Below are 21,375 nucleotides of genomic sequence, written 5' to 3'. Positions count from 1 at the left end.
GCGTCCGAACGTCAGGCGATGCGGTGCACGACCTGGCTGGTCAGCTCGTAACGGGCGCCGACGATGGCGAGTTGGCCGACGCTCACCTTGGCGGCGAGGTCGGGCTCGGCCGCGAGTCGCGAACGGACGAGCCGTACGTTCGCGTCGATCGCCGCGTCGACGCGGGCGTCGCCCTCCTTGGTGTGGTCTATGGCCGGTGCTATCTGGTCGGCAAGGTACTGGATGTGGGCGGGCAGTGGCTCCCCGGACTCGTCGGCGTCCACGGCGGCCCGCACGGCACCGCACGACTGGTGCCCGAGCACCAGGACCAGCGGTATCCCCAGTTCGAGCACCCCGTACGCGACGCTGCCGAGCACCGCCTCGTCCAGCACCTCACCGGCCGTGCGCACGGTGAGCAGATCCCCGAGCCCCTGGTCGAAGACCAGCTCCGGCGGAACACGGGAGTCGACACAGCCGAGCACCACCGCGAAGGGATGCTGACCCGACGTCAGCGCCTGACGGACGGCAGGCGTCTCGTCCGGGTGCTGCTCACGATAGGTGCGCCACCGCACATTGCCCGCCGCCAGCTCCCGCAGGGCCTGGCCGGGAGTACTGGGACGCGGTCGCGCGGCCGAGGAGGCGGCGGACGCGGGGAATGCGGATGCGGGGGAGGCGACGGCGAAGCCTGTACCGAGGGCGGCGGCACCGGTCAGTGCGGTGCGCAGGAGAGCGCGGCGGGCGGGAGTCACCGCGGCGGCTCTTTGGGGAGTGGAATCGGAGTTCACGGTGCAGAACGTATGCCCGAGTCCGTAGCCCGCTCGTTCACGCTACTGAATCATGAACCGGCATGGAGATTTCTTGGCCGCGGGTTGGTCTGTGTTTGGTGGGGTGCAGGGGTTGTCTTGTAACTCGGGCGATCAGAGAGCCCGGGTGTTGCCGCGTCGAGCGGGCGGCAACACCCGGGTGTGGTGCGAACGCCGTTCCTGTCAGGCCCCAGGGAGCGCGGCGTCCCGGCGGGACCGCACGGTCATCAGCAAGGTCCGGGGCCGTACTGTGGCGCGGGCGATGGGGCGCACCGTCTGGCCCGGTGCGAGTTCGAGGCGTACCCGCCGGACGATCGTCGCGATGGCGGTGATCAGCTCGGTGAGCGCGAACCTGTCCCCGATGCACTTGTGCTTGCCTGCACCGAAGGGCAGGAACGCCCCGGGCGGCAGCGTCTGTTCGTCGTCCAGCCACCGGTCGGGGTCGAAGGCGAGGGGGTCGGGGAAGAACGCCGGATCGCGGTGCAAAGCGTGCTGGCAGTAGGCCAGTTCGGTTCCTGCGGGCACTGTCCAGGGCCCGAGACGGGTTTCGGTGAGGGTGCGCCGTGTGACGAGCCATCCGGTGTGGTGCAGCCGCAGGGCTTCCTTGATGACCCGGTCCAAGTACGGAAGCCGGGTGACGGCGTCGAAGGTCACGGGCTCGTCGCCCAGCACGTCGTCCAGTTCGTCCAGGACGCGTGCCTCGATGTCGGGATGGCGCGCGAGCTCGTACAGCACCCAGGACAGCACCGAAGCCGTGGTCTCCGTGCCCGCCACCGCCAAGGTGAGGACCTCGGAACAGATCTGGCTACCAGTCAGCTGCTGCCCGGTCTCCTCGTCTCGTGCGCTCAACAGCAGGGAGAGCATGTCCCCGGAGTCGTGTCCGGATGCCTGCAGTTCGGCCACCGCCCGATCGATGGTTGCCCGTACGGCATCGCGTGCCTCGGTGAAGCGGCGGTTGAACGGCAGCGGCAGTCGCTCGACCCAGTCGGGCAGCATGATGCGCGCGCCGACGCCGTTCATCACCACAGACAGGTCCTGGCGCAGCCGACGGAACGTCTGCTCGTCAAGGCTGCCCGAGAAGACGGTCTTGGCGAGCATGTCGAGCGAGAGCTTGACCATCGCCTCGCGCACATCGAGGGTTTGGCCCGGCGTCCAGGTGTCGACGGCGGTGATCGTCTCGCCGCGCATGATGTCGACGTAGCGGGCGATCTCGGGACGGGCGAAGGCCGGCTGCAGCTGCCGTCGTTTGTGAACGTGTTCCTGCCCGGCGGCGGTGACCACGGAGTCGCCCAGCAGTTGGCCCATCTTCTCGAAGAAGCGGCCCTTGTCGAGGGCGGGTCCGAGGTCGACGAGCATGGTGCGGATGAGCTCGGGGTCCTGCACGATCAGCGTGCGGGTTCCTGGCTGGAGGGTGATCTCGACGAGCGGGCCGTAGTTCTCTCGGAGCGAGGCGACGAAGGCGAGATTGTCGCGCATGAGCTGTACCGCATGACCCAGCAGCGGCAACGATCCTGCCGCTTTGGGTATGGGGGGAGGCGCTACGAGCGTCACGGGTCGTGCTCCCTTCGAAATGATCACGGGTGCCCGTATCACTTCCCTGATCACTACCCTGCGCAATCCGCATCATCGCGTGTCCTCCGCCGCGCGGCCTCTCAGTCGATGACCGCGGTCGCTTCGACCTCGACCAAATGGTCGGGTACGTCCAGTGCTGCGACGCCTATCAGCGTGGCAGGCGGGACCGGGGTGACCCCCAGCCTTGCGGCCGCCCGGGAGATGCCCTCCAGGAGCGGGGGCATCTTGTCGGGGGTCCAGTCGACGACGTAGAAGGTCAGTTTCGCCACGTCGTCGAAGGAAGCACCGACCTCGGCCAGGGCGGTGCCGATGTTGAGGTAGCACTGCTCGACCTGAGCGGCGAGGTCACCTTCGCCGACCGTGGCCCCCTCGGCGTTCCAGGAGACCTGTCCGGCGATGAAGATCAGCTTCGATCCGGATGCGATCGACACCTGCCGGTAGACATCGATTTTCGGCAATCCGTTGGGGTTCACGAGGGTGATGGCCATGCTGTCTGCCTCCTTGTCATGAGAGCCCGTGGGCTCGCTTCCACCGATCCAGGAAGCATGTGCTCTCTTGTGGTTACTCAGGAACCGTAGGAGAGTTGCCGTTGACATGGAAGAACGCACTTTTCAGTGACTGGGGAACCGGATGGTGACCAAGCACGGAGGCAGCAGGGCCGCGGTGGCCGGAGGGGTGGAGATGTTGATGAGGTGCCGGTGCGGTCAGGTGTGGATGAAGAATTCCTCATCCGGCGCTCATCCTGCCCGCCCGGTGCCGGCCGCAGGATCGGGTGCATGGTCTTCTCTCGTCGGTTGGCGGCCCTCGCCGCGGTTGTGGTGATTCCCGTCGGTGTCGCCGCGACCAGTTTCGCTCTCGCAGACAGTCCGCGCCCTCCGGAGGTTCCCTCCCAGGTGGACCTGGACAGTGGTTCCCCCATGGCCACTCCCACGCCCACGCGGCCCGGGCCGACCCCGAGTGACGAGGCGGTCCCGAGGCCCGAAGTGACCGACAGCCCCGCGGATGACGACGATGACGATGACGACCGCAGCCGACCCTCCACAGACCACCCGGCCGGGGACGACGGAAGCGACGACGGAGCCGACGACGGCTGACGGACGGCGCCGGCGGGTCTCCGCCCGTGTCCGGATCGTGCTGTGGCTGTTGCTCGTCATGGCGGTCGCGCTGGCCTCGGTCGCCACGACCACGCGCTCGATCCTGCTGCGGGACGCACACCACCGGATCAACGGTCTGCTGGCGCAGGAGGCGGGCGAGTTCACCAACTTCGTGGACCGGGGCGTCGATCCGGCGACCGGCCGCCCGTTCAGCGATCCGGCCCGGCTGCTGCGGGTCTTCCTGGAGCGGCAGAACGCCGACCCCGACGAGGAACTGATCGGGCTGGTGGGCCGGTCGGACCGCGGTCCCGCGCAGATCTTCCAGCCGCGTGACATTCCCGTCGCCGTACCCCTGTACGAGGACGCCGGCGCCCGGCGCCGTATCTTCGAGGCGCCCGGCTCCACCGGCACCCTGCACCGGGCGTCGGGCGAGATCCGCTGGGCCAAGGTCGCCGTCGCCCGGCACGGCAGCGAACCGGACGCCGCGTTCGTCGTCGCCTTCCATCCCGAGCGCGAACGGCAGCGCGCGAACGCGGTGTTCCGCATACTGCTCGCGATCTCCGGAGTCGCCCTCGTGCTGACCACCGGCATCGGCTGGGTCGTCGCCGGACGGATCCTGAAGCCCGTACGACTGGTACGTACGGCTGCCGCGCAGCTCACCGAGCAGGACCTCACCCGGCGCATCCCGGTGCGCGGCCGGGACGACGTGGCCGCGCTCGCCGAGACGTTCAACGCGATGCTCGACCGGCTGGAGCGCGCCTTCGCGGCCCAGCGCGAATTCGTCGACGACGCCGGGCACGAGCTGCGCACGCCGATCACCATCGTGCGCGGGCACCTGGAACTGATGGGCGACGACCCGGCCGAGCGTGAGGAGACCCTGCGTCTGGTCACCGACGAGCTGGACCGGATGAGCCGCATCGTGGAGGACCTGCTGCTCCTCGCCAAGGCCGAGCGCCCCGACTTCGTCACACCCGAGCCGGTCCAGCTGGCCGAGCTCACCGCCGACGTCTACGTCAAGGCCCGCACGCTCGGCGACCGCGACTGGCAGCTCGCCGAAGTCGCCGACCGCGAGGCCGAACTGGACCCCCAGCGCATCACACAGGCGATGGTGCAGCTCGCGCAGAACGCCGTGCAGCACACCGCGCCCGGTCAGACCATCCGCATCGGCTCGCGCAGCGACGGCTCGCGCACGGAGCTGTATGTCGCCGACTCCGGACCCGGCGTCCAGTCGCAGGACACCGAGGTCATCTTCGAACGGTTCCGGCGCGGCACCGCCCGCCGCGGCGCCCGCGGCTCCGGTGCCGGGCTCGGACTGTCCATCGTCCGCGCGATCGCCGAGGCGCACGGCGGCCGCGTGCGCCTGCACGCCACCGAGGGCGGCGGCGCCACCTTCGTACTCACCCTGGAAGAGGCACGCCCGTGAACGGCACCCGGAAAGCAGCAGAGGCACCCACGTGAACCGCATTCTCATCGTCGAGGACGAGGAACGCATCGCCTCCTTCGTCGAGAAGGGCCTGCGCGCAGGCGGCTTCACCACCACCGTCGTCGGGGACGGCGACACGGCCTACGAGTACGCCCTGACCGGCGGCTTCGACCTGGTCGTCCTCGACATCGGCCTGCCCGGCCGGGACGGCTTCACCGTCCTGCGCGAGCTGCGCGAAGCCCGGGTGACGGTGCCGGTGATCGTGCTGACCGCGCGGGACTCCGTACGTGACACCGTGGCCGGTCTGGAGGGCGGCGCCGACGACTGGATGACCAAGCCGTTCCGCTTCGAGGAGCTGCTCGCACGGGTGCGGCTCAGGCTGCGTACGGCGGCCAGGGCACCTGAGGTGACGGTGCTGCGCTCGGGCTCGCTCACCCTGGACCTGCGTACCCGCCGGGCCCGGGCGGGGGAGCGGACCGTCGATCTGACGGCCCGTGAATTCGTGCTGCTGGAGCTGTTCCTGAGGCATCCGGGGCAGGTCCTGTCCCGCGAGCAGATCCTGTCCCACGTGTGGGGGTACGACTTCGATCCCGGGTCCAACATCGTGGACGTGTACGTGCGGGCGCTGCGCAAGAAGCTGGGTGCGCAAGCGGTGGAGACGGTCCGCGGGATGGGGTACCGACTGCCGGCGTGAGGCCGACGTGTGCGTGAGGTTTCCTTCATCCGAGGCTCATTGCTCACTCACCGGCCGCGTGAATTCTCGATGACGTGACCCTGAACCTCCGTCCGACCGCAGCACTGTGCGTGGCGCTGTCCCTGTGCGCGCTGCTCGCGGTCCCCGACAACTTCCCCGGCATGAGCGGGCAGGCCCGCCTCACCCTCGCCGTTTTCGCCCTGGCGACCTGCGCCTGGATCGGTACGCCGGTCGACGACACATACATCGCGCTGGGTGCCGGGCTCGCGCTGACGGTGACCGGGGTGATCAGCAGCGACACGCTGTTCGGCACGCTCGGTGACCCGACCGTGTGGCTGCTGATCTGTGCCTTCGTCCTGGCCGCCGCGGTGACCCGGACCGGGATCGCGGGGCGGGCGGCGGCGTTCCTGGTGGGCGGGGCGCGCACCGTGCGCCAGTTGGTGCACCTGACGACGGCGGCGCTGGTCGTCACGGCGTTCGCGGTGCCGGCCACATCGGGCCGGGCCGCGCTCGCCCTGCCGGTGTTCCTCGCCCTCGCCAAGGCGCTCGCCGACCGCAGGCGCCTGGTCGTGATGCTGGCGTTGCTGTTCCCCACGGTGATCCTGCTGTCGGCGGTGGCGACGCTGATCGGTGCCGGAGCACACCTGATCACCGTGTCGGTGCTGTGGCAGGCGGCCGGCGAGCGGATCGGCTTCACCCAGTGGCTGCTGCTCGGGCTGCCCCTGGCCGTGGCCTCCTCCCACCTGGCCGCCGAAGCCGTCCTGCTGACCACCACGCGGCGTGCGGACCGCAGGGCTGCCGTGCACATCACCGCCGAGGAGATCCAGGAGCACAGCAAGAGCCCGGTCACCGGCCCCTGGACACAGGCCGAGAAGCGCTGTGCCCTGCTGCTGGGCACGGTGGTCGTCCTGTGGTGCAGCGAACCGCTGCACCAAGTGCCGCCCGCGGTCGTCGCGTTGATCGGCGCGATCGTGGCGTCCTCGCCCGCCCTCGGCACCGTACGGCTGAAGGACGCTCTGAAGACGGTGCCCTGGTCACTGCTGCTGTTCATGGCCGCGACCATGGCCATGGGCGTGGCGCTCGCCGACTCGGGCGCGGCGCAGTGGGTGGTCTCCGGGCTGCCCGCGGACGTCACCCCGGTGGTGTTCCTGACCCTCGTGGTCGTGGTCAGCACGGCGGCCCATCTGGTGCTGCAGTCCCGCTCCGCCCGCTCCTCGGTGCTGGTTCCGCTGGTGGTGGCGGCCGCCGTCGGCGCCGGAGTCAACCCGGTCACGGCCGCGCTCGCCTCCACCGCAGCCGCCGGCTTCTGCCACACGCTTCCGGCCTCCGCGAAGCCGGTCACCCTCTTCGCCGACATCCCCGGCACCCCCACCTACACCCCACGCGACCTGCTGCGCCTGTCCGCCGTCCTGGCACCGCTGACCGCCGCGCTCGTCCTGCTCTTCGCCGTCGCGGTGTGGCCGCTGCTCGGCGTCCCCGTCGTCCGTTAGGAGCTGGTCCCATGCTGACCCGTGTCGTCGTTGCCCCCAGCGGCTTCAAGGAGTCCCTGTCCGCCGAGGCCGCCGCCGACGCCATCGCGGCAGGCGTGCGCCGGGTCCTGCCGGACGCCTGGATCGACCGGATTCCCCTGGTCGACGGCGGCGAGGGCACGGCCGCCGCCCTGTCGGCCGCGACCGGTGGACGGCTCGTCGCACTGCCCGCCACGGGCCCGGTCGGCGAGCCGGTCGACACGCACTTCGCGCTGCTCGGATCCCGGGACACGGCGGTCGTGGAGATGGCCGCGGTCGCCGGCCTGAGCCTCGTCCCTCTGGCCCGCCGCGATCCCGGTGCCACCACGACGTACGGCGTCGGCGAGCTGATCCGCGCCGCACTCGACACCGGCGTACGGCGGATCCTCATCGGCTGCGGCGACTCCGGGACGTCCGACGGGGGCGCGGGCGCGCTGCAGGCGCTCGGCGCCCGGCTGCTGGACGCCGACGGCTGCGAACTCCCATGCGGGGGCCTGGAGTTGAAGCGGCTGAGCCGTATCGACCCGTCCGGACTGGACCCCCGCGTGCGAGAGGTGGAGCTCCTCGTCGCCTGCAACCCGTACAACGTGCTGTGCGGTGAGCGGGGCGTGGCCCGTGTCTTCGGACCGCAGAAAGGGGCGACGCCCGCGCAGGTCGAGCACCTGTCGGCCGGCCTGGAGAACTGGGCGGACGTCCTCACCCGCGACCTCGCCGTCACCACCACCGACCTCCACCACGGCCCCGGCACCGGCGCCTCGGGCGGCCTGGGCGCCGGCCTCGCCGCACTCGGCGCCCGGCTGCTGCCCCGCTTCGACGTGCTGCTGGACCACCTCGACCTGGACGCCCGCCTCGCCCGCGCCGACCTGGTCGTCACCGCCGAGGGCGCCCTGGACCACCAGACGCCCCGCGGCAAGGTCCCCGCCGAGGTGGCGCGCCGCGCCAAACTGCACGGGCGTCCGGTGCTCGCCCTGGCGGGAACCCTCGGCGAGGGCGCCGACGACGTGCCCGGCGTGGACGCCTGCAGCGCGATCCTCCCGGCACCGATGCCACTCGCCGAGGCACTGGCAAGGGCCTCGGAACTCCTCACAGACGCCACCGATCGCGCCCTGCGGATGATCCTGCTGGGGGCCCGGCTACCGGTGCACACGCGAGCGTCCGGGGCCGATCTCACGCTGCAGGTGCGCTAGCTGCCCACCCTCCGATGACGTCAGTCACATTCCCTTCACGCGCGGCGATCCGCTCTGGTAGACGTGGCTCGGCCAGCACGTTCCCCGCGAAAGCACCGCCCCATGAATGACCGCTCCGACCCCGACCTCCTGACCTTCACGTTGGACCTCACCCTGGAGGAGGCCCGGCGGCGGGCGGAGGTGGTGGCGGCGCTCGGGCCCGACTGGGATCCCGTCGCCGCGCTGCGGTCGGAGGAGGCGGCCCGTTCCCTGCTGTACTCCGGTCTGGACGCCGACCAGGAGCGGACGTACGCCATGCTCGCGGAGGCCGGCGTGCTGCCGGGACGGGACACGGGCGATGCGACTTCCGATTGACCCGCAGGCGGACCGGGCCCGGCGTGCCTGGGTGCCCTGTCCCGGCTGTGACGACGCGCGCGACTGCGCCCCGTGCGCCGAGGGCCGCAACTGCCCGGTGCACTGGCGCTACCTCATAGCGAACGAGGGAGCGCTGGTGCACCTCCAGTGCCCGGCTGCACGCACACCTGGACCCTGGACACCCGCCCCGGCAGGCGCGGCCGAACCCGCTGAACCCGAATGCGGAGGGTTCCGGATCGCGCGGGGCCGGTCAGCAGATCCTCGGAAGCTGCTCGCCGAGCGGCATGTCCACCACCCGAGTGCCGCCGAGCCCGGTCCGCGCCACGACCATGCCCGGATGGTCCTCGACCACCTCGCCGATGACCACCGCCTCGGCCCCCAGCTCGTGCGCGCGCATGGCGGCGAGGACGGCATCGGCGTGCTCGCGGGGGACGAAGGCGACGAGCTTGCCCTCGTTGGCGACGTACATCGGGTCGAGACCCAGCATCGCGCAGGCACTGGCCACCGGAGGCGGTACCGGCACGGAACGTTCCCGTACGACGATCCCGGTTCCCGACGCGGCGGCGATCTCGTTGAGGGAGGCGGCCAGACCGCCCCGCGTCGGGTCGCGCAGTACATGCAGGTCCGGGGTGACGGCGAGCATCGTCTCGACGAGTCCGCCGAGCGCCGCGCAGTCGCTCTCGATCTCGATGCCGAACCGCAGGTTCTCGCGCTCGCTCAGGATGGCCACACCGTGGACGCCGATTGCGCCGCTGACGATGACGACGTCGCCGGGGACGACCCGCTCCGGCCGAAGATCGACTCCGGACGGGATGAGCCCGATGCCCGAGGTGTTGATGTACACGCCGTCGCCGTGTCCGGCCTCCACCACCTTGGTGTCGCCCGTCACCACCCGCACGCCGGCGGTACGGGCGGCGGCACCGAGCGCCTCGGCCACCCTGGTGACGGTGTCGAGCTCGACGCCCTCCTCCAGGATGACGCCGCACGAGAGGTAGGCCGCTCGGGCACCGCTCATGGCGAGGTCGTTGACGGTGCCGTTGACGGCGAGGTCGCCGATGCTGCCGCCGGGAAAGAACAGCGGCCGCACCACGAACGAGTCGGTGGAGAACGCGATGCGCGCTCCGCCCAGCTCGACGGCGGCGGAATCGGTCAACGCGGCCGGCGCCCGGCCGCCGAGCGCGGGAAGGAAGACCTGTTCGACGAGCTCGGCGGACATGGCGCCGCCACCGCCGTGGCCCATCACCACGCGCGGCCGGTCGCGCAAAGGCGTGGGACAGGTCCAGGACAGCATGTCCGGCGCTGCGGTGGAGTCAGACAACGGAGCTGTCCTCCAGGCTGGGGGTCGTCACGGCCGCCGTGGGATCCGGGGCCGTCGTGGAGGTGGCCGGCGTCCGGCCGGTGGCCGCGTCCGGGCGGGCCGGCAGGTCGAGCCGCCGGTACAGGAAGTAGGCGGCGCAGGCGCCCTCGCTGGACACCATGGTGGCCCCGAGCGGCGTGCGCGGGGTGCACGTCGTGCCGAAGGCCTCGCACTCGTGCGGCTTCAGCAGCCCTTGCAGCACCTCACCGCTGCGGCACTCGGCGGGCTCCCGCGTGCTGATGTCCCCGACCTGGAACCGGTGCTCGGCGTCGTGGTCGCGATAGCGCGCGGACAGGCGCCAGCCGCTCTCGGGAATGACGCCGATTCCGCGCCAGGCACGGTCGGTGACCTCGAAGACGTCGTCCAGCATCGCCCGCGCCGCCGGATTGCCCTCGGCCCGGACGGCACGCGGATAGGCGTTGTCCACCGTGTGCTCGCCCCGCTCCAGTTGCCGCACGGTGCGCCGCACGCCCTCGAGGATGTCCAGCGGTTCGAACCCGGTGACCACGATGGGCACATGGAACCGCTCGGCGAGCCGCGGGTACTCCGCCGTCCCCATCACGCTGCACACGTGCCCGGCCGCAAGGAAGCCCTGGACACGGCAGTCGGGCGACTGCATGATCGCCTCGATCGCGGGCGGGACCCGGACGTGCGACACCAGCAGGCTGAAGTTGCGGACGCCCCGCTTGCGGGCCTGGTACACGGTCATCGCGTTGGGCGGGGCCGTCGTCTCGAAGCCGATGCCGAAGAACACGACCTCCCGGTCCGGGTTGTCCTCCGCGATCCGCAGCGCGTCGAGCGGGGAGTACACCACCCGCACATCACCGCCCTCGCCGCGCACCTGGAAGAGGTCACGGCCGGTGCCCGGAACCCGGAGCATGTCACCGAAGGAGCAGAAGATCACCTCGGGCCGCGAGGCGATCTCCAGCGCCTTGTCGATCACCTCGAGCGGGGTCACACACACCGGACAGCCCGGCCCGTGGATCAACTCGACCTCGTCCGGGAGGAGTTGGTCGATGCCGTGCCGGATGATGGTGTGCGTCTGCCCGCCACACACCTCCATCAGCGCCCAGGGCCGGGTCACCGTGGCCCTGATGTCGTCGAGCAGCCGCGCCGCCAGCTCCGGGTCCTGGAACTCGTCGACGTACCTCACCGCAGCACCTCCCCGGCCGGGCCGGCGTCGGCCTGAGCGGCCTGTTCCCAGGGGTCGCCGAACTCCTCCTGGAGCATGCCGAGGCTCTCGAACAGCTCCAGCGTCCTGCGTGCCGACTCCTGGTCCAACCGTTGCAGGGCGAATCCGACATGGACGATGGCGTACTCACCGACCTTGAGGTCCGGCAGGTATTCCAGGCACACCTCCTTGACCACACCGCCGAAATCGACCGTGGCCATCCGGGTGCCGTCCCGTTCCTCGATGCCCAGCACTCGGCCGGGTACCGCCAGGCACATGCGTGTCTCCTCACTCTCGCGGGGCGGACCCGCGCCCGTCATCCACTCCGGCCGCCGCCCGGGCGGCCACGACGAGCTGGCCGAGGGCCAGCCCTCCGTCGTTGGGTGGGATCCTCTGGTGGCGCAGCACGGTGAAGCCGTCCGCGCGCAGACCGCGGGCGCAGGCCGAGGACAGCAGCACATTGGCGAACACGCCGCCCGTGAGGGCGACCGTGTCCAAGCCGGCCGCCTCATGCGCCGCGGCACACACCGTCCGCACCAGCCGTGCTACGGCCAGGTGGAAGCGGGCGGCGACGACCGCGGCGGGAACGCCGAGCCGCACGTCGTCGACGACGGCGGCCAGCAGCGGCGCCGGATCGGCAGCCAGCGGCGCGGCGTCCGGCCGTTCGCACCCGGTCAGGCGGAAGGCGTACCGAGGGTCCTCGTCCTCGACACCGGAGGACACCGCCGCTGCCTCCAGCTCGATCGCGGCCTGCGCCTCGTATCCCGCGTGGTGGCAGACGCCGGTCAAGGACGAGACGGCGTCGAAGAGCCGGCCCATGCTGGAGGTGGGCACGCAGTTCAGGCCACGGTCCAACTGCCTCAGTAGCAGCGGAAGTTCATCGGGCGGGCAGGCGGCGGTGCACGGCAGGTCCTGGTCGGCGGTGACGCCCGCGGCGCGCAGGTGTGCCAGCGCCATGCGATACGGCCGCCGCACGGCAGCGTCGCCTCCGGGAAGCGGTACGTAGGCCAGGTGCGCGAACCGGGAGAAGCCGTCGTAGTCCGCGAGCAGGAACTCACCGCCCCACACGGCACCGTCGCCGCCGTGCCCGGTGCCGTCGAAGGCGACGCCGATCACCCGGCGGCCGTCCTCGACGCCGTGCTCGGCCAGGACGGCGGCGATGTGCGCGTGATGGTGCTGGACCCGGGCGACGGGACGTCCGTCGGCGTCCCGCCGCGCCCATGCGCCCGACCGGTACGCCGGGTGCGTGTCGGTGACGAGCAGGCCCGGTCGCACCCCCGTGATGGATTCGAGCTGCCGCTCGGCGCGGCCGAACGCGCGCTGGGTGGCGAGGTCGTCCATGTCCCCGATGTGGGCGGACAGCCAGGCCTTGTCGCCCTGCGCGAGGCAGAAGACGTTCTTGAGGTCGCCTCCGACGGCGAGCGCGGGGACCACCGGGAACGGCAGGGTGACCGGCAGCGGGGCGTAGCCGCGCGAGCGGCGCAGCACGAGCGCTCTGCTGTCGCAGACGCGCACGACGGAGTCGTCGCACGGCATGTGAATGGGCCGATCGTGCAGCAGCCACGCGTCCGCCAGCCCGGCCAGCCGGTCGAGGGCTTCGTCGTCGTCGGTGACGATCGGCTCGCCGGAGACGTTGCCGCTGGTCATCACCAGCAGGCGGGGCGCCGCCGGTCGCGTCCCACGGTGGGCCGTCCCGAGCAGCAGATGGTGCACGGGCGTGTACGGCAGCATGACCCCGAGATCAGGGCTGCCCGGCGCCACGGCGTCGGCGGGCGCGAGCCTGCCCGGTCCGCGGCGGACAGCGTGGCGTCGCCGCAGCAGGACGATGGGGCGTACCCGGCCGGTGAGCAGCTCCCGTTCGACGGGGCCGACGTGCACGAGGTGCTCGATGCCGGCCACGTCCCCGGCCATCAGCGCGAACGGCTTGTCGCCGCGGGCCTTGCGGCGGCGCAGCTCGGCGACCGCCTCCGGCTGCGTGGCGTCACAGGCGAGGTGGTAGCCACCGATGCCCTTGACGGCGAGGATCGCCCCGGCGGCGAGCAGCGAGCGTGCCGCGTCGACCGGGTCCTCCTCGATGCCGGCGCCGGTGTCCGTCACGACGAGCCGCAGCCGCGGGCCGCAGAAGGGGCAGGCGATGGGCTGTGCGTGGAAGCGGCGGTCGGCGGGGTCGTGGTACTCGCGCGCGCACTCGGGACACAGGGGGAAGCCGGCCATCGTCGTGTGCTCGCGGTCGTACGGCAGACCGGTGACGATGGTGAAGCGCGGCCCGCAGTGCGTGCAGGTGATGAAGGGATGGCGGTGGCGCCGGTCGGCCGGGTTCGCGAGTTCGGCGAGGCAGTCGCCACAGGTGGCGGTGTCGGGGGCGACCAGGGTCTGGACGGGGCCGGCGGTGTCCGACGGGACGATGGTGAAACCGCTGCCACCCGTGGCGGGCAGGTCGATGGTGTTCACCGACTCCACATGGGCGAGCGGCGGCGCGTCCGGCACGATGCGGGCACAGAACCGGTCGACGGCTTCCGGCTCGCCCTCGACCTCCACGACGACGCCGTCGCCCGTGTTGGTCACCTGGCCGGCCAGCCCGAGGTCCGTGGCGAGGCCGTACAGGTACGGCCGGAATCCCACCCCTTGCACCACGCCCCGGACCATGACGCGAGTGCGCCGCACCGGTGCGGCGAGCTCCGTGCCGGCCCGCTGCATGCTCACGTCCGGGGTGGTGCTCACGCCTCGACCCGGGCCATCACCGGCGTATGGACGCGACGCCCGTCGGCCGCCGCCAGCGCCCGGTTGAGCAGCAGCCCGACGCCCCTTGAGCTGCGTGCGGAAGTCAGGCGCACCTCGACGCCCGGGTTGACCTGCTGGACGTTCGCGCGGAAGGCGGCCTCGTCGAAAGCGGCTGGGCCGGCCAGATCGATCTTGGTGACGAGCACGAGCTGCGCCAGGCCGAATGCGGTGGGGTACTTGAGCGGTTTGTCCTCGCCCTCCGTGACCGAGGCGAGGACGACCCGCAACGACTCGCCGAGGTCGTAGGAGGCCGGGCAGACGAGGTTGCCCACGTTCTCCACGAAGAGCAGGCGGGTGTCCTCGGGAAGCCAGTCGTGCAGGTGGCCGGCGAGCATGTCGGCCTCCAGGTGGCACAGTCCGTCGGTGAGCACCTGCTTCACGGGAACGCCCGAACGGGCCAGGCGGGAGGCGTCGTTCTCGGTAGCGAGGTCCGCGGTGAGGGCGGCGACGGGAATGCCGCGCTCCCGGGCCAGCAGCAACTCCCGTTCCAGCAGCGCCGTCTTGCCACTGCCGGGACTCGAGAAGAGGTTGACCACCGTCGTGCCCCGGGCCGTCAGTTCGGTGCGCAGGACGTCCGCCGCCATCGCGTTCTTGGCGAGCACCGCCTGCTGGAGGTCGACTACGCGGCACATGGTCAGGTCTCCTCGACGTTCGTTGCGGGGGCGCACTCGGGCGTGTCGTCCTCGGCGGCCCAACGCACCTCGGCGATCCGCAGTTCGCGGCCCGACACCAACGCGGTGGCGGCCCGGGAGCATTGGGAGCAGATCAGGTCCGGCGGCATGCCGGTGTGCCAGCTCCGCCCGCACGGCGCGCAGCGCGCCCGGGCCGGGACGGACCGGGTGACCAGGTCGGCGCCTTCCAGGACGGTCCCGGCACAGGCGAGTTCGAAGCAGAAGTCGAGCGCGTCGGGGACCACTCCGGCCAGCTCGCCGACCTCGACGTGCACGTGCTGCACACCGTGTGCTCCGCGGGACCGGGCCGCTCGCTCGACCTGGTCGACGACCGCCAGGGCGAGGGACATCTCGTGCATCGGTCTCCGTCCTGGGCGCGCGGGTGTCTCTCCGCCGCCCATTACACGGCGGGGGCCGACGGCGCTGAGGCGGGCGCGCCGCGATCACACGCCTGCCTAGCCCGTTCGGTGCACGCGAGTACGTGCCGGGGGATGTCACATCCTGCGGATGTGCAGGTAGCGGCGGATGTCGGGCAGGACGTGCCCGACGAACGCCGCGAGTGCGGTGGCGGTGGCGGCGGCCGTCGTACGGCCGATGAGGCGTTTGTTCATGGTGCTCCGTGGGGGTGGGTGCCCGGACGTGGCGCCGGGGCCGTCCTCGCCATGTCATACGACGGCTTGGTCGCGGACCAGTTCGGTGACCAGGCGCACCGCCTCGGTCACCGCGGCGGCCACCGGCGGACTGAGGCCGATCCCTTCCTCGACGGCGGCGGGTTCGCAGCCGACGACCAGCGTGCGCCGGGGAGGCGTCGCGCCGGTGTGCGCGCACAGGGTGTCCAGCAGGGCCAGGACGGCGTCGGGCGTCATCCGGTGGCCGTCGATCGGGGTGTTCCCGGGTGCCCGGAGGCTGTCGGGTTCCGCCGCGTCGATGACGTAGAGGGTGCCCGGTTCGCCTCCCCGCGCCGTCGCGTCGAGGAGGACGAGTGTGTCGTACCCGTCGAGGAGCCGGTAGGCCAGGTGGACCCCGCGGATGCCGATGTCGGCGACCTCGACGCCGGCCGGCAGTTCCCGGTCGGCCAGCATGCGTGCCGTCTCCACGCCGAATCCGTCGTCGCCGAGGAAGATGTTGCCCGCCCCGGCAACCAGCGTGCGCGGGCGGGGCGTTGCGTCGGTGCTCAAGCGTCCTCCAGGGCGGGGTCGGCCTCGTCGGGCTGGAAGTAGAGGTAACGGCCCTGCTCGCGGCGGATGTCGGCGCCGGGGTCGTCCTCGATGGTGACCGCGATGTGCACGCCCCCGTCGACGTCGTGCAGGACCGCCTCCACCTGGGCGGTCCGGCCGTCGAGGAACAGGTCCTGGGCGTCGGTGTGCCTCAGCCGGGGCCGCACGACCCGCCCGGTGATGTCGACCGAGGGCCGGGTGAAGGGCACGACGGTGCCGGCCTCCGTCAGCTCGTCCACGGGCACGGCGAACCGCATCGTCTCCTGGTGCCTCTCGTCCCAGGGGACCAGCACCCGGTCGTCCAGGGGCAGTTCGGGTACGGTCTCGAAGCCGCCGTCCGGACGGGCCCGCTGCACGGTGCGCCGCTGGGCGTGCAGGAAGCGGACCTCGACGGCGAGCACGGCTCCCCGCCGGGGTTTCATCAGCAGCTCGGTGTGCTGGAAGTCGTGCTCCTCGGCGTCCGCGACCTGCCGTGCGACGGCCAGCCGGGCCTTGGTGTCGGGGGCGAAGGTCGTCGTGGTCATGGGGTCCTCTCCCCGGCCGACTCCACTGCGGGATCTTCCACTCGAAGGTGGTCTCCGGCTTGGTGAGCGTGCGAAGCAGGTTGATGACGACACCGTGGCCGGTGGCCTTGACGTAGCCGCTGTCCACAGGCCGTTCAGGGCGGTGGACCACAGGCGGGCGACGGGGCCGCCGCCGGTGTCCAGCGGCAGGTACTCCTTGCCGTCGGACCAGCGGGGCGACATCACCCAGCGGTTGATCTCCGTGAGGTCGTTGGTGACGAGCGTGCCGTCCACGATGATGCCGGGGTGACGAACATGCGCCGGCGGCCGCCCTGCTCGTAGCCGGGCAGCGCCTCGTGGAAAAAGTCGAACAGGCCGTCGTGGAGCGGCACGGCCCGCTTCATGAACTCCACGTAGTGCATGGGCCGTGTCATGTGGTCCGTGAGGAGCTGGACCGACGCGATCGTGCCGACACCGCCCGGGTACAGCGTGGAGGGGGGCACGTGGCGGCCTGGTGAACGTCGCCATGACCCACACGGGACCGGCGTTCAGCTCCTCGTCGGCCTGGAGCACGGTGACGCTCCACTCGTCGACGTCCTCGTGGAGGGCAATGAGCAGAATGCGCATGGCGACCCTTCCGCGGATGCTCGGGCCGGTCGATGGCGCGGCGACCGGCCGCTTGCGATGGTCGGGCACAAGCCCCCGCGGATGTCAGCACGAATCTCGTACGTCACCTGTATGAGTTGCGGTTCCCGCCACATGGTCGGGGCTGGGGGAGGAGTGTCGCGGCCTGGGGCTGGGACTGGCTCACGCTCGGGGATCGTTGATATGGCCGGATCGCTGTGAACCGGATTGCTGTGAAGCGGGATGATTTCTGTCGTCCGGGCACCGACAGCGTTCCTTCCCCCGGCAGCGGGACGAAGGACGACTCCGCCTTCACCGGGGCCGACCCCGACGACTCCGCGACCAAGCAGCGCCCGGGCTGACCGCCGCCCACACCGACGCCGGCGCGTCACTGACCCCTGGGCCCGGATCTCGCGACTTCCCCCATGTCGAGACGCACCTGACCACCGACCCGGAAACCATCGTGGTCGAGATGCGGGGAGTGGGCCGACTCATGACCAACGACAGCCCCTTCGACATGTCGTACGTCGCCGTCGTCACCGTCAGGAACGGCCTCATCATCCGCTATCGCGACTACTGGAGTCCGCTTGCTGTTCAGGACCCCGCCACCCGCTTCGCCGGGAGCAACTGATGCCCGCAGCGCAGGAGTCCATCCTTGCCGTCGGCGCGACCGGCACCACCACCGGCAGTCGCATCGCCGCCCGCCCGGCCGCCGAGGGCAGAGACGTCAGGGCCGCCGGCCGGCGTGCCACCACGGTCGTCGGCTGCGGGGCCGTGCGGTTCGACTGGCATGCCCCCGCGTCCTTCGAGGCGGCCCTCGACGGCGTGACCCGGGTCTACCTCGTTCCGCCGCCCGGTTCCCCGGACCCGGCGGCAGTCATGCTGCCCTTCCTCCGGCAGGCCAGAATCGCGGGAGTGCGGCGCGCGGTGCTGCTCAGTTCGTCAGCGATCCCCGCCGGTGGTCCGGCCGTCGGGCAGGTTCACCGGATGCTGCCGGCCCTGTTTCCGAGTGGGCGGTCCTGCGGCCCTCCTGGTTCATGCAGAACCTCACCGGCGACCATGTACACGCCCGGACCATCCGGGAGGACGGGACCATCCGGACGGCAGCCGGTGAGGGCCGCATCGGATTCGTCGACGCCGACGACATCGCCGCCGTCGTCGTCCACGCACTGACGGACGAGCGCGCCCTGAACACCGACCTCACCATCACCGGACCCGAGGCATTGAGCTACGCGGACATCGCCGCGATCCTCACCGAGGTCACCGGCCGACGCGTGACCCACTGCCCCTTGACCCACGAGCAGATGCGCGACCGCCTGGCAGCCGACATGCCCGCCGAGTTCGCCGCCCTGCTCGCCGACCTGGACCGTGCCATCGCCGACGGCGCCGAGGACCGCACCAGCGACACGGTCCAACGCCTCACGGGCCAATCTCCGCACAGCTTCCGCGCATTCGCTGAACGGGAGCTGACGCCGCGCGGATCCGCGGTGGGCGAGGCCTGACCGCCGGTCGGCGTCTATGTTGGGGCCATGTACTCGACCCGGGTCTCGTGGCATGTGAACGCCTCGCGTGCGGCCGTGTATCGGGCGCTCGTGGACGCTGACGCAATCGCCCAGTGGCGGGTGCCGGACGGAATGAGCAGTCAGGTGCACGAGTTCGACGCCCGCGAAGGCGGAGCGTTCCGCATCTCGCTCACGTACGACATGCCGGTCGGCGCGGGCAAGACGGACCCGCACACCGACACTTACCACGGCCACTTCGCCAGGCTCGTGCCCGACGAGCAGGTGGTCGAGGTCATGGAGTTCGAGACCGCGGCCCCCGCACTGCGCGGCACGATGACGTTGACCACCACGCTCACCGACGCGGACGGCGGGACGGACGTCCTCGTGGTGCACGAGGGTATTCCCGATGCCGTACCGGCCGCGGACAACGAGACGGGCACCCGCATGGCCCTGGCACGACTCGCCCGGCTCGTGGAGCCGGGTGAGCGTCGTCCGGGCTGAGCCTCCGTGGCCAGGGAACTTTCAGGGCGTGCCGGTCCAGTTGTGAGCCACGTCCACCACGACGCGATCGTTCAGCACCAGCACCCGGAAGGGCAGCCGCGCACGCACCCCGAGCCCGATCTGCGTCTCGCCCTCGAAGCTGCCGGCGAACCGTGCGTCCCTGAAAGTGCGGTACCCGGTGAGATCCACGCCGGGCAGCGGGCGCCCCGCCCGGCCGGGATACGCCGGTGCGCCGGTTTCGGGATCGTAGCTGGGCGCGGCCACCCGCACCTCGAGCACGGCTTGGCCTCCGACGGGTATGGGGCGGCCTGATCCGTCCTGGTGAAGGCGGTCGACGTACCTGACTGTGTAGCCGAGAGCGCTGCTGCCCGCACCCGGAACATCGACGACCATACGGTCGTAGCAGGCCTGGCGGCCGGTCCTGACGTTCGTGACCGGCGCTGTCGTGGTGGAGGCGCGAGTCTTTTCCAGGCTGCCCCATCCGGTGGGGCACGCCGTGGCCGGTGCGGTGACGGCCGGGGCGGCTGCGATCGGAGCCGCCGCCACCACCGACGTGGCGCCCATGAGCGCGAGTGTTACCCATGCTGTCGTTGTTCGCGCCATTGTGTCCCCCAAGGTGCGCATATGACTGTTATCAGATACGACACCCGAGATAGTCGAATGGTTGCGCCTCCTTGGGCGCGCCCTCGATCGCAGGAATGCGCGAACGATCGTCTCGTCTAGTCATACGATCACGCGCTGTCAAGTCCCGGAGGGATGGAGTGAGCGTGACCGACCTGTCCAGCGCGTCCAAGACCGTCCGCGTTCTCGAATTGTTGGCACATCTGGACCCCCGGCTGTGGGAGATCGTCAATCCACGCCAGCCCCTGTTCAGCGGCACCGTAGGTGTCGGCTCGGCGGGAGCCGGCCGGCTGAGCCTCAACCCGCAGCCGCTGCCGCCCCGCGAGGCCATGCTGTTCGCCATCCGTGACATGTCCTTGGCGGCGGCGGAAGCCACCATCGCCGCCAGTATGGCCGGCGGCGACCCTTCCGAAATTCTCAAGGAGGTGGGGGACGACCTGTGCCCCGATCCGCCCAGGATTCCCTGGCCGAGGAAGTGGCCGGTGCCGGTTCAGATGCAGGGGCCGTTCCCCATCGACGCGACTCGTGTCAGGCCCGTGGTCCAGGCCACGGCTGCCCTGGTCTTCCAGACCTACGCCGACCGCACCACGGACGAGGTACTGAGCACCTCTTTTGCCCGGCTGGCCGACCGTCTGCTGGAGACTGCCGTGAAGGCAGCACCACCGACCCCGACACCGTGACCTGACACAGCCGAATGATGCGAGCCGGGCAGGCAGACGTAAGTCCCCTCACGCTGGTCCAACGGCCGGCAGTCAAGGGCCGTACGCCCAGCCGGATCGGCGTCGGCGGTCCGGGTCAGGAGGGTCCGGGCTTGATGCGTCCGCGCCAGACTCCCGATTCACTTCCGCGGTGCTCGATGTAGTCCTTGAAGCGCCGCATGTCTCCCTTGATGCGGCGATCGATCACTCCGGTCCTGTCCGCGGCCTTCTCGGCGGCTCCGCTGGGTTCGACATCCATCACCAGCTCCACGCGGGTGTGCGTGTCGTCGAGGCGCTGGAAGCGGACGCTGCCCTTCTGCTTGGTGTCGCCGCTTGTGGTACGCCAGGTGATCCGATCGTCGGGTACCTGGTCGACGATTTCGGTGTCGAACTCTCGCCGTACGCCACCGATCTTGGTGATCCAGTGGTTGTGGCGGTCATCGAGCTGCCTGACCTCCTCCACTCCCTCCATGAAGTTGGGGAACTCCTCGAACTGGGTCCACTGGTTGTAGGCAGTGCTGAGGGGGACCTCGACCTCGACAGATTCCTTGACGGCGCTCATCTCGTGCCTCCTTGGCAACTGATGGCGGCAGGCTGCCGAAGCCCGCCGCGCAGATCTCGGCGCAGCATGCGAGTACCCGAGGATCACGGCTTCACCGCAGTACGGTCGGCAGAATGAGCGCCTGGTGCCGGACGGTCCGTCGGCCGCCCGCCTTCCAGCGAGGATCACGCTTCCCTAGAGGGCGCGAAGCCCGCTGAGCACTCGCTCGAGCAGCGTGACGTCGGGCCCGCCGTCGCCGGACTGCGTACCGCCGGGCTGGTGGACAGCCACGAGTCCGGCCTCGGCCAGGTCCGCGACGAGAACGCGGGCGACACCGAGAGGAACGGGCAGCAGCGCGGAGATCTCCGCGACGGACCGCACCTCCCGGCACAGCTGGCAGATCCTGCGATGCTCGGGCAGCTGGTCGTTGAGCTGCGCAGGTTCCGCAGTGGTGTGCACCAGGGCCTCGATGGCCAGTTCATAGCGAGTCCGGGTCCGGCCGCGGGTCATGGCGTACGGGCGCACCAAGGGGCTGCGTCCGTGGCCCGCCGGGTTTCCCCGACTGGACGGGGCG

The 21,375-nt window shown here is 71.0% G+C and carries 22 protein-coding genes and 5 pseudogenes; 11 read left to right on the top strand and 16 right to left on the bottom strand.

Annotated features, from left to right (window positions below; all coding sequences use genetic code 11):
- Positions 1 to 11: 11 nt before the first annotated feature.
- From ACKTSN_RS02525 to ACKTSN_RS02515, 3 genes are all read right to left on the bottom strand, one after another.
- Positions 12 to 764 carry a carbonic anhydrase gene (locus ACKTSN_RS02525; protein ID WP_409467566.1) on the bottom strand — a complete coding sequence of 251 codons (753 nt, stop codon included), beginning with the start codon at positions 762 to 764 and terminating at the stop codon, positions 12 to 14.
- 201 nt (positions 765 to 965) lie between these two features.
- Positions 966 to 2,333, bottom strand: a complete 1,368-nt coding sequence (locus tag ACKTSN_RS02520; RefSeq protein ID WP_409467565.1) for a cytochrome P450 — start codon at positions 2,331 to 2,333, stop codon at positions 966 to 968.
- Positions 2,334 to 2,434: 101 nt separating this feature from the next.
- A complete protein-coding gene (locus ACKTSN_RS02515; protein WP_409467564.1) occupies positions 2,435 to 2,842 on the bottom strand; it encodes a RidA family protein in 408 nt (135 codons plus the stop codon).
- 288 nt (positions 2,843 to 3,130) lie between these two features.
- On the opposite strand from ACKTSN_RS02515, the gene ACKTSN_RS02510 reads away from it, so the two are divergent.
- The 7 genes and pseudogenes from ACKTSN_RS02510 to ACKTSN_RS02480 all read left to right on the top strand — a co-directional run bounded on the left by ACKTSN_RS02510 (position 3,131) and on the right by ACKTSN_RS02480 (position 8,827).
- Positions 3,131 to 3,448, top strand: a complete 318-nt coding sequence (locus tag ACKTSN_RS02510; RefSeq protein ID WP_409467563.1) for a small secreted hydrophilic protein — start codon at positions 3,131 to 3,133, stop codon at positions 3,446 to 3,448.
- A 58-nt stretch (positions 3,449 to 3,506) separates the two neighbouring features.
- Complete coding sequence (locus tag ACKTSN_RS02505; RefSeq protein WP_409474711.1) at positions 3,507 to 4,871, top strand: sensor histidine kinase; 1,365 nt, start codon at positions 3,507 to 3,509, stop codon at positions 4,869 to 4,871.
- Positions 4,872 to 4,902: 31 nt separating this feature from the next.
- On the top strand, positions 4,903 to 5,565 hold the full coding sequence (locus tag ACKTSN_RS02500) for a response regulator transcription factor (protein WP_409467562.1): 663 nt from the start codon (positions 4,903 to 4,905) through the stop codon (positions 5,563 to 5,565).
- A gap of 74 nt (positions 5,566 to 5,639) precedes the next feature.
- Complete coding sequence (locus tag ACKTSN_RS02495; RefSeq protein WP_409467561.1) at positions 5,640 to 7,055, top strand: SLC13 family permease; 1,416 nt, start codon at positions 5,640 to 5,642, stop codon at positions 7,053 to 7,055.
- Between the two features lie 11 nt (positions 7,056 to 7,066).
- Positions 7,067 to 8,260: a glycerate kinase family protein gene (locus ACKTSN_RS02490; protein ID WP_409467560.1), complete on the top strand. Its 1,194-nt coding sequence runs from the start codon at positions 7,067 to 7,069 to the stop codon at positions 8,258 to 8,260.
- A 102-nt stretch (positions 8,261 to 8,362) separates the two neighbouring features.
- Positions 8,363 to 8,614 carry a DUF6400 family protein gene (locus ACKTSN_RS02485; RefSeq protein ID WP_409467559.1) on the top strand — a complete coding sequence of 84 codons (252 nt, stop codon included), beginning with the start codon at positions 8,363 to 8,365 and terminating at the stop codon, positions 8,612 to 8,614.
- Positions 8,598 to 8,827 (top strand): annotated as a pseudogene (locus tag ACKTSN_RS02480) (hypothetical protein). The gene ACKTSN_RS02485 and the pseudogene ACKTSN_RS02480 overlap by 17 nt, the downstream one beginning before the upstream one ends.
- Before the next feature lie 37 nt (positions 8,828 to 8,864).
- On the opposite strand, the gene hypE reads toward ACKTSN_RS02480, so the two are convergent.
- The 10 genes and pseudogenes from hypE to ACKTSN_RS02430 all read right to left on the bottom strand — a co-directional run.
- Positions 8,865 to 9,905 carry a hydrogenase expression/formation protein HypE gene (gene hypE / locus ACKTSN_RS02475; RefSeq protein ID WP_409474710.1) on the bottom strand — a complete coding sequence of 347 codons (1,041 nt, stop codon included), beginning with the start codon at positions 9,903 to 9,905 and terminating at the stop codon, positions 8,865 to 8,867.
- Positions 9,906 to 9,924: 19 nt separating this feature from the next.
- Complete coding sequence (gene hypD / locus ACKTSN_RS02470; RefSeq protein ID WP_409467558.1) at positions 9,925 to 11,124, bottom strand: hydrogenase formation protein HypD; 1,200 nt, start codon at positions 11,122 to 11,124, stop codon at positions 9,925 to 9,927.
- A complete protein-coding gene (locus ACKTSN_RS02465) occupies positions 11,121 to 11,420 on the bottom strand; it encodes a HypC/HybG/HupF family hydrogenase formation chaperone (protein ID WP_409467557.1) in 300 nt (99 codons plus the stop codon). Before ACKTSN_RS02465 ends, hypD begins: the two co-directional genes overlap by 4 nt.
- A 10-nt stretch (positions 11,421 to 11,430) precedes the next feature.
- On the bottom strand, positions 11,431 to 13,839 hold the full coding sequence (gene hypF / locus ACKTSN_RS02460; RefSeq protein ID WP_409474709.1) for a carbamoyltransferase HypF: 2,409 nt from the start codon (positions 13,837 to 13,839) through the stop codon (positions 11,431 to 11,433).
- 20 nt (positions 13,840 to 13,859) lie between these two features.
- The gene (gene hypB / locus ACKTSN_RS02455) at positions 13,860 to 14,555 is read right to left on the bottom strand and encodes a hydrogenase nickel incorporation protein HypB (RefSeq protein WP_409467556.1); all 696 of its coding nucleotides are present in this window, start codon (positions 14,553 to 14,555) and stop codon (positions 13,860 to 13,862) included.
- Between the two features lie 2 nt (positions 14,556 to 14,557).
- Entirely contained in the window at positions 14,558 to 14,953 is a 396-nt protein-coding gene (hypA, locus tag ACKTSN_RS02450) for a hydrogenase maturation nickel metallochaperone HypA (RefSeq protein ID WP_409467555.1), read from the bottom strand.
- Positions 14,954 to 15,088: 135 nt separating this feature from the next.
- Complete coding sequence (locus ACKTSN_RS02445; RefSeq protein ID WP_409467554.1) at positions 15,089 to 15,205, bottom strand: DUF6893 family small protein; 117 nt, start codon at positions 15,203 to 15,205, stop codon at positions 15,089 to 15,091.
- A gap of 54 nt (positions 15,206 to 15,259) precedes the next feature.
- A complete protein-coding gene (locus ACKTSN_RS02440; RefSeq protein ID WP_409467553.1) occupies positions 15,260 to 15,772 on the bottom strand; it encodes a hydrogenase maturation protease in 513 nt (170 codons plus the stop codon).
- Positions 15,769 to 15,981 (bottom strand): annotated as a pseudogene (locus ACKTSN_RS02435) (hypothetical protein); the annotation flags it as partial. The pseudogene ACKTSN_RS02435 and the gene ACKTSN_RS02440, both read right to left, overlap by 4 nt.
- A 373-nt stretch (positions 15,982 to 16,354) precedes the next feature.
- Positions 16,355 to 16,826: pseudogene (locus ACKTSN_RS02430) on the bottom strand (nickel-dependent hydrogenase large subunit); the annotation flags it as partial.
- A gap of 605 nt (positions 16,827 to 17,431) precedes the next feature.
- On the opposite strand from ACKTSN_RS02430, the gene ACKTSN_RS02425 reads away from it, so the two are divergent.
- The 3 genes and pseudogenes from ACKTSN_RS02425 to ACKTSN_RS02415 all read left to right on the top strand — a co-directional run bounded on the left by ACKTSN_RS02425 (position 17,432) and on the right by ACKTSN_RS02415 (position 18,941).
- The gene (locus ACKTSN_RS02425; RefSeq protein WP_409467552.1) at positions 17,432 to 17,569 is read left to right on the top strand and encodes a nuclear transport factor 2 family protein; all 138 of its coding nucleotides are present in this window, start codon (positions 17,432 to 17,434) and stop codon (positions 17,567 to 17,569) included.
- A pseudogene (locus tag ACKTSN_RS02420) lies at positions 17,569 to 18,440 on the top strand (NmrA family NAD(P)-binding protein). The gene ACKTSN_RS02425 and the pseudogene ACKTSN_RS02420 overlap by 1 nt, the downstream one beginning before the upstream one ends.
- A 27-nt stretch (positions 18,441 to 18,467) precedes the next feature.
- A complete protein-coding gene (locus ACKTSN_RS02415; protein WP_409467551.1) occupies positions 18,468 to 18,941 on the top strand; it encodes an SRPBCC domain-containing protein in 474 nt (157 codons plus the stop codon).
- Positions 18,942 to 18,962: 21 nt separating this feature from the next.
- On the opposite strand, the gene ACKTSN_RS02410 is transcribed toward ACKTSN_RS02415, so the two are convergent.
- Entirely contained in the window at positions 18,963 to 19,544 is a 582-nt protein-coding gene (locus ACKTSN_RS02410) for an AMIN-like domain-containing (lipo)protein (protein WP_431197141.1), read from the bottom strand.
- Between the two features lie 164 nt (positions 19,545 to 19,708).
- Here ACKTSN_RS02410 and ACKTSN_RS02405 point away from each other — a divergent pair, with 164 nt between their 5' ends.
- Positions 19,709 to 20,242 (top strand): hypothetical protein, encoded by a 534-nt coding sequence (locus ACKTSN_RS02405; RefSeq protein ID WP_409467549.1) that lies wholly within the window; start codon positions 19,709 to 19,711, stop codon positions 20,240 to 20,242.
- 115 nt (positions 20,243 to 20,357) lie between these two features.
- Here ACKTSN_RS02405 and ACKTSN_RS02400 read toward each other — a convergent pair whose 3' ends face one another.
- Together ACKTSN_RS02400 and ACKTSN_RS02395 are read right to left on the bottom strand one after the other, a co-directional pair.
- Positions 20,358 to 20,822 carry an SRPBCC family protein gene (locus ACKTSN_RS02400; RefSeq protein WP_409467548.1) on the bottom strand — a complete coding sequence of 155 codons (465 nt, stop codon included), beginning with the start codon at positions 20,820 to 20,822 and terminating at the stop codon, positions 20,358 to 20,360.
- A gap of 174 nt (positions 20,823 to 20,996) precedes the next feature.
- A pseudogene (locus ACKTSN_RS02395) lies at positions 20,997 to 21,353 on the bottom strand (DUF742 domain-containing protein); the annotation flags it as partial.
- Between the last annotated feature and the right edge of the window lie 22 nt (positions 21,354 to 21,375).

Origin of the sequence: Streptomyces flavusporus, from assembly GCF_046267975.1 — a bacterium.
Lineage (GTDB): Bacteria > Actinomycetota > Actinomycetes > Streptomycetales > Streptomycetaceae > Streptomyces > Streptomyces flavusporus.
The sequence above is the reverse complement of the archived record's forward strand: the minus strand, read 5'-3'. Positions and strand labels throughout refer to the sequence as shown.

Excerpts from the sequence above, each read along its gene's own strand:
- ACKTSN_RS02515 (WP_409467564.1), bottom strand. The coding sequence starts at position 2,842 with ATGGCCATCACCCTCGTGAACCCCAACGGATTGCCGAAAATCGATGTC.
- ACKTSN_RS02510 (WP_409467563.1), top strand. The coding sequence starts at position 3,131 with ATGGTCTTCTCTCGTCGGTTGGCGGCCCTCGCCGCGGTTGTGGTGATT.
- ACKTSN_RS02505 (WP_409474711.1), top strand. The coding sequence starts at position 3,507 with ATGGCGGTCGCGCTGGCCTCGGTCGCCACGACCACGCGCTCGATCCTG.
- ACKTSN_RS02490 (WP_409467560.1), top strand. The coding sequence starts at position 7,067 with ATGCTGACCCGTGTCGTCGTTGCCCCCAGCGGCTTCAAGGAGTCCCTG.
- ACKTSN_RS02485 (WP_409467559.1), top strand. The coding sequence starts at position 8,363 with ATGAATGACCGCTCCGACCCCGACCTCCTGACCTTCACGTTGGACCTC.
- hypE (WP_409474710.1), bottom strand. The coding sequence starts at position 9,905 with ATGCTGTCCTGGACCTGTCCCACGCCTTTGCGCGACCGGCCGCGCGTG.
- ACKTSN_RS02465 (WP_409467557.1), bottom strand. The coding sequence starts at position 11,420 with ATGTGCCTGGCGGTACCCGGCCGAGTGCTGGGCATCGAGGAACGGGAC.
- hypF (WP_409474709.1), bottom strand. The coding sequence starts at position 13,839 with ATGCAGCGGGCCGGCACGGAGCTCGCCGCACCGGTGCGGCGCACTCGC.
- hypB (WP_409467556.1), bottom strand. The coding sequence starts at position 14,555 with ATGTGCCGCGTAGTCGACCTCCAGCAGGCGGTGCTCGCCAAGAACGCG.
- hypA (WP_409467555.1), bottom strand. The coding sequence starts at position 14,953 with ATGCACGAGATGTCCCTCGCCCTGGCGGTCGTCGACCAGGTCGAGCGA.
- ACKTSN_RS02445 (WP_409467554.1), bottom strand. The coding sequence starts at position 15,205 with ATGAACAAACGCCTCATCGGCCGTACGACGGCCGCCGCCACCGCCACC.
- ACKTSN_RS02425 (WP_409467552.1), top strand. The coding sequence starts at position 17,432 with ATGACCAACGACAGCCCCTTCGACATGTCGTACGTCGCCGTCGTCACC.
- ACKTSN_RS02415 (WP_409467551.1), top strand. The coding sequence starts at position 18,468 with ATGTACTCGACCCGGGTCTCGTGGCATGTGAACGCCTCGCGTGCGGCC.
- ACKTSN_RS02410 (WP_431197141.1), bottom strand. The coding sequence starts at position 19,544 with ATGGCGCGAACAACGACAGCATGGGTAACACTCGCGCTCATGGGCGCC.
- ACKTSN_RS02400 (WP_409467548.1), bottom strand. The coding sequence starts at position 20,822 with ATGAGCGCCGTCAAGGAATCTGTCGAGGTCGAGGTCCCCCTCAGCACT.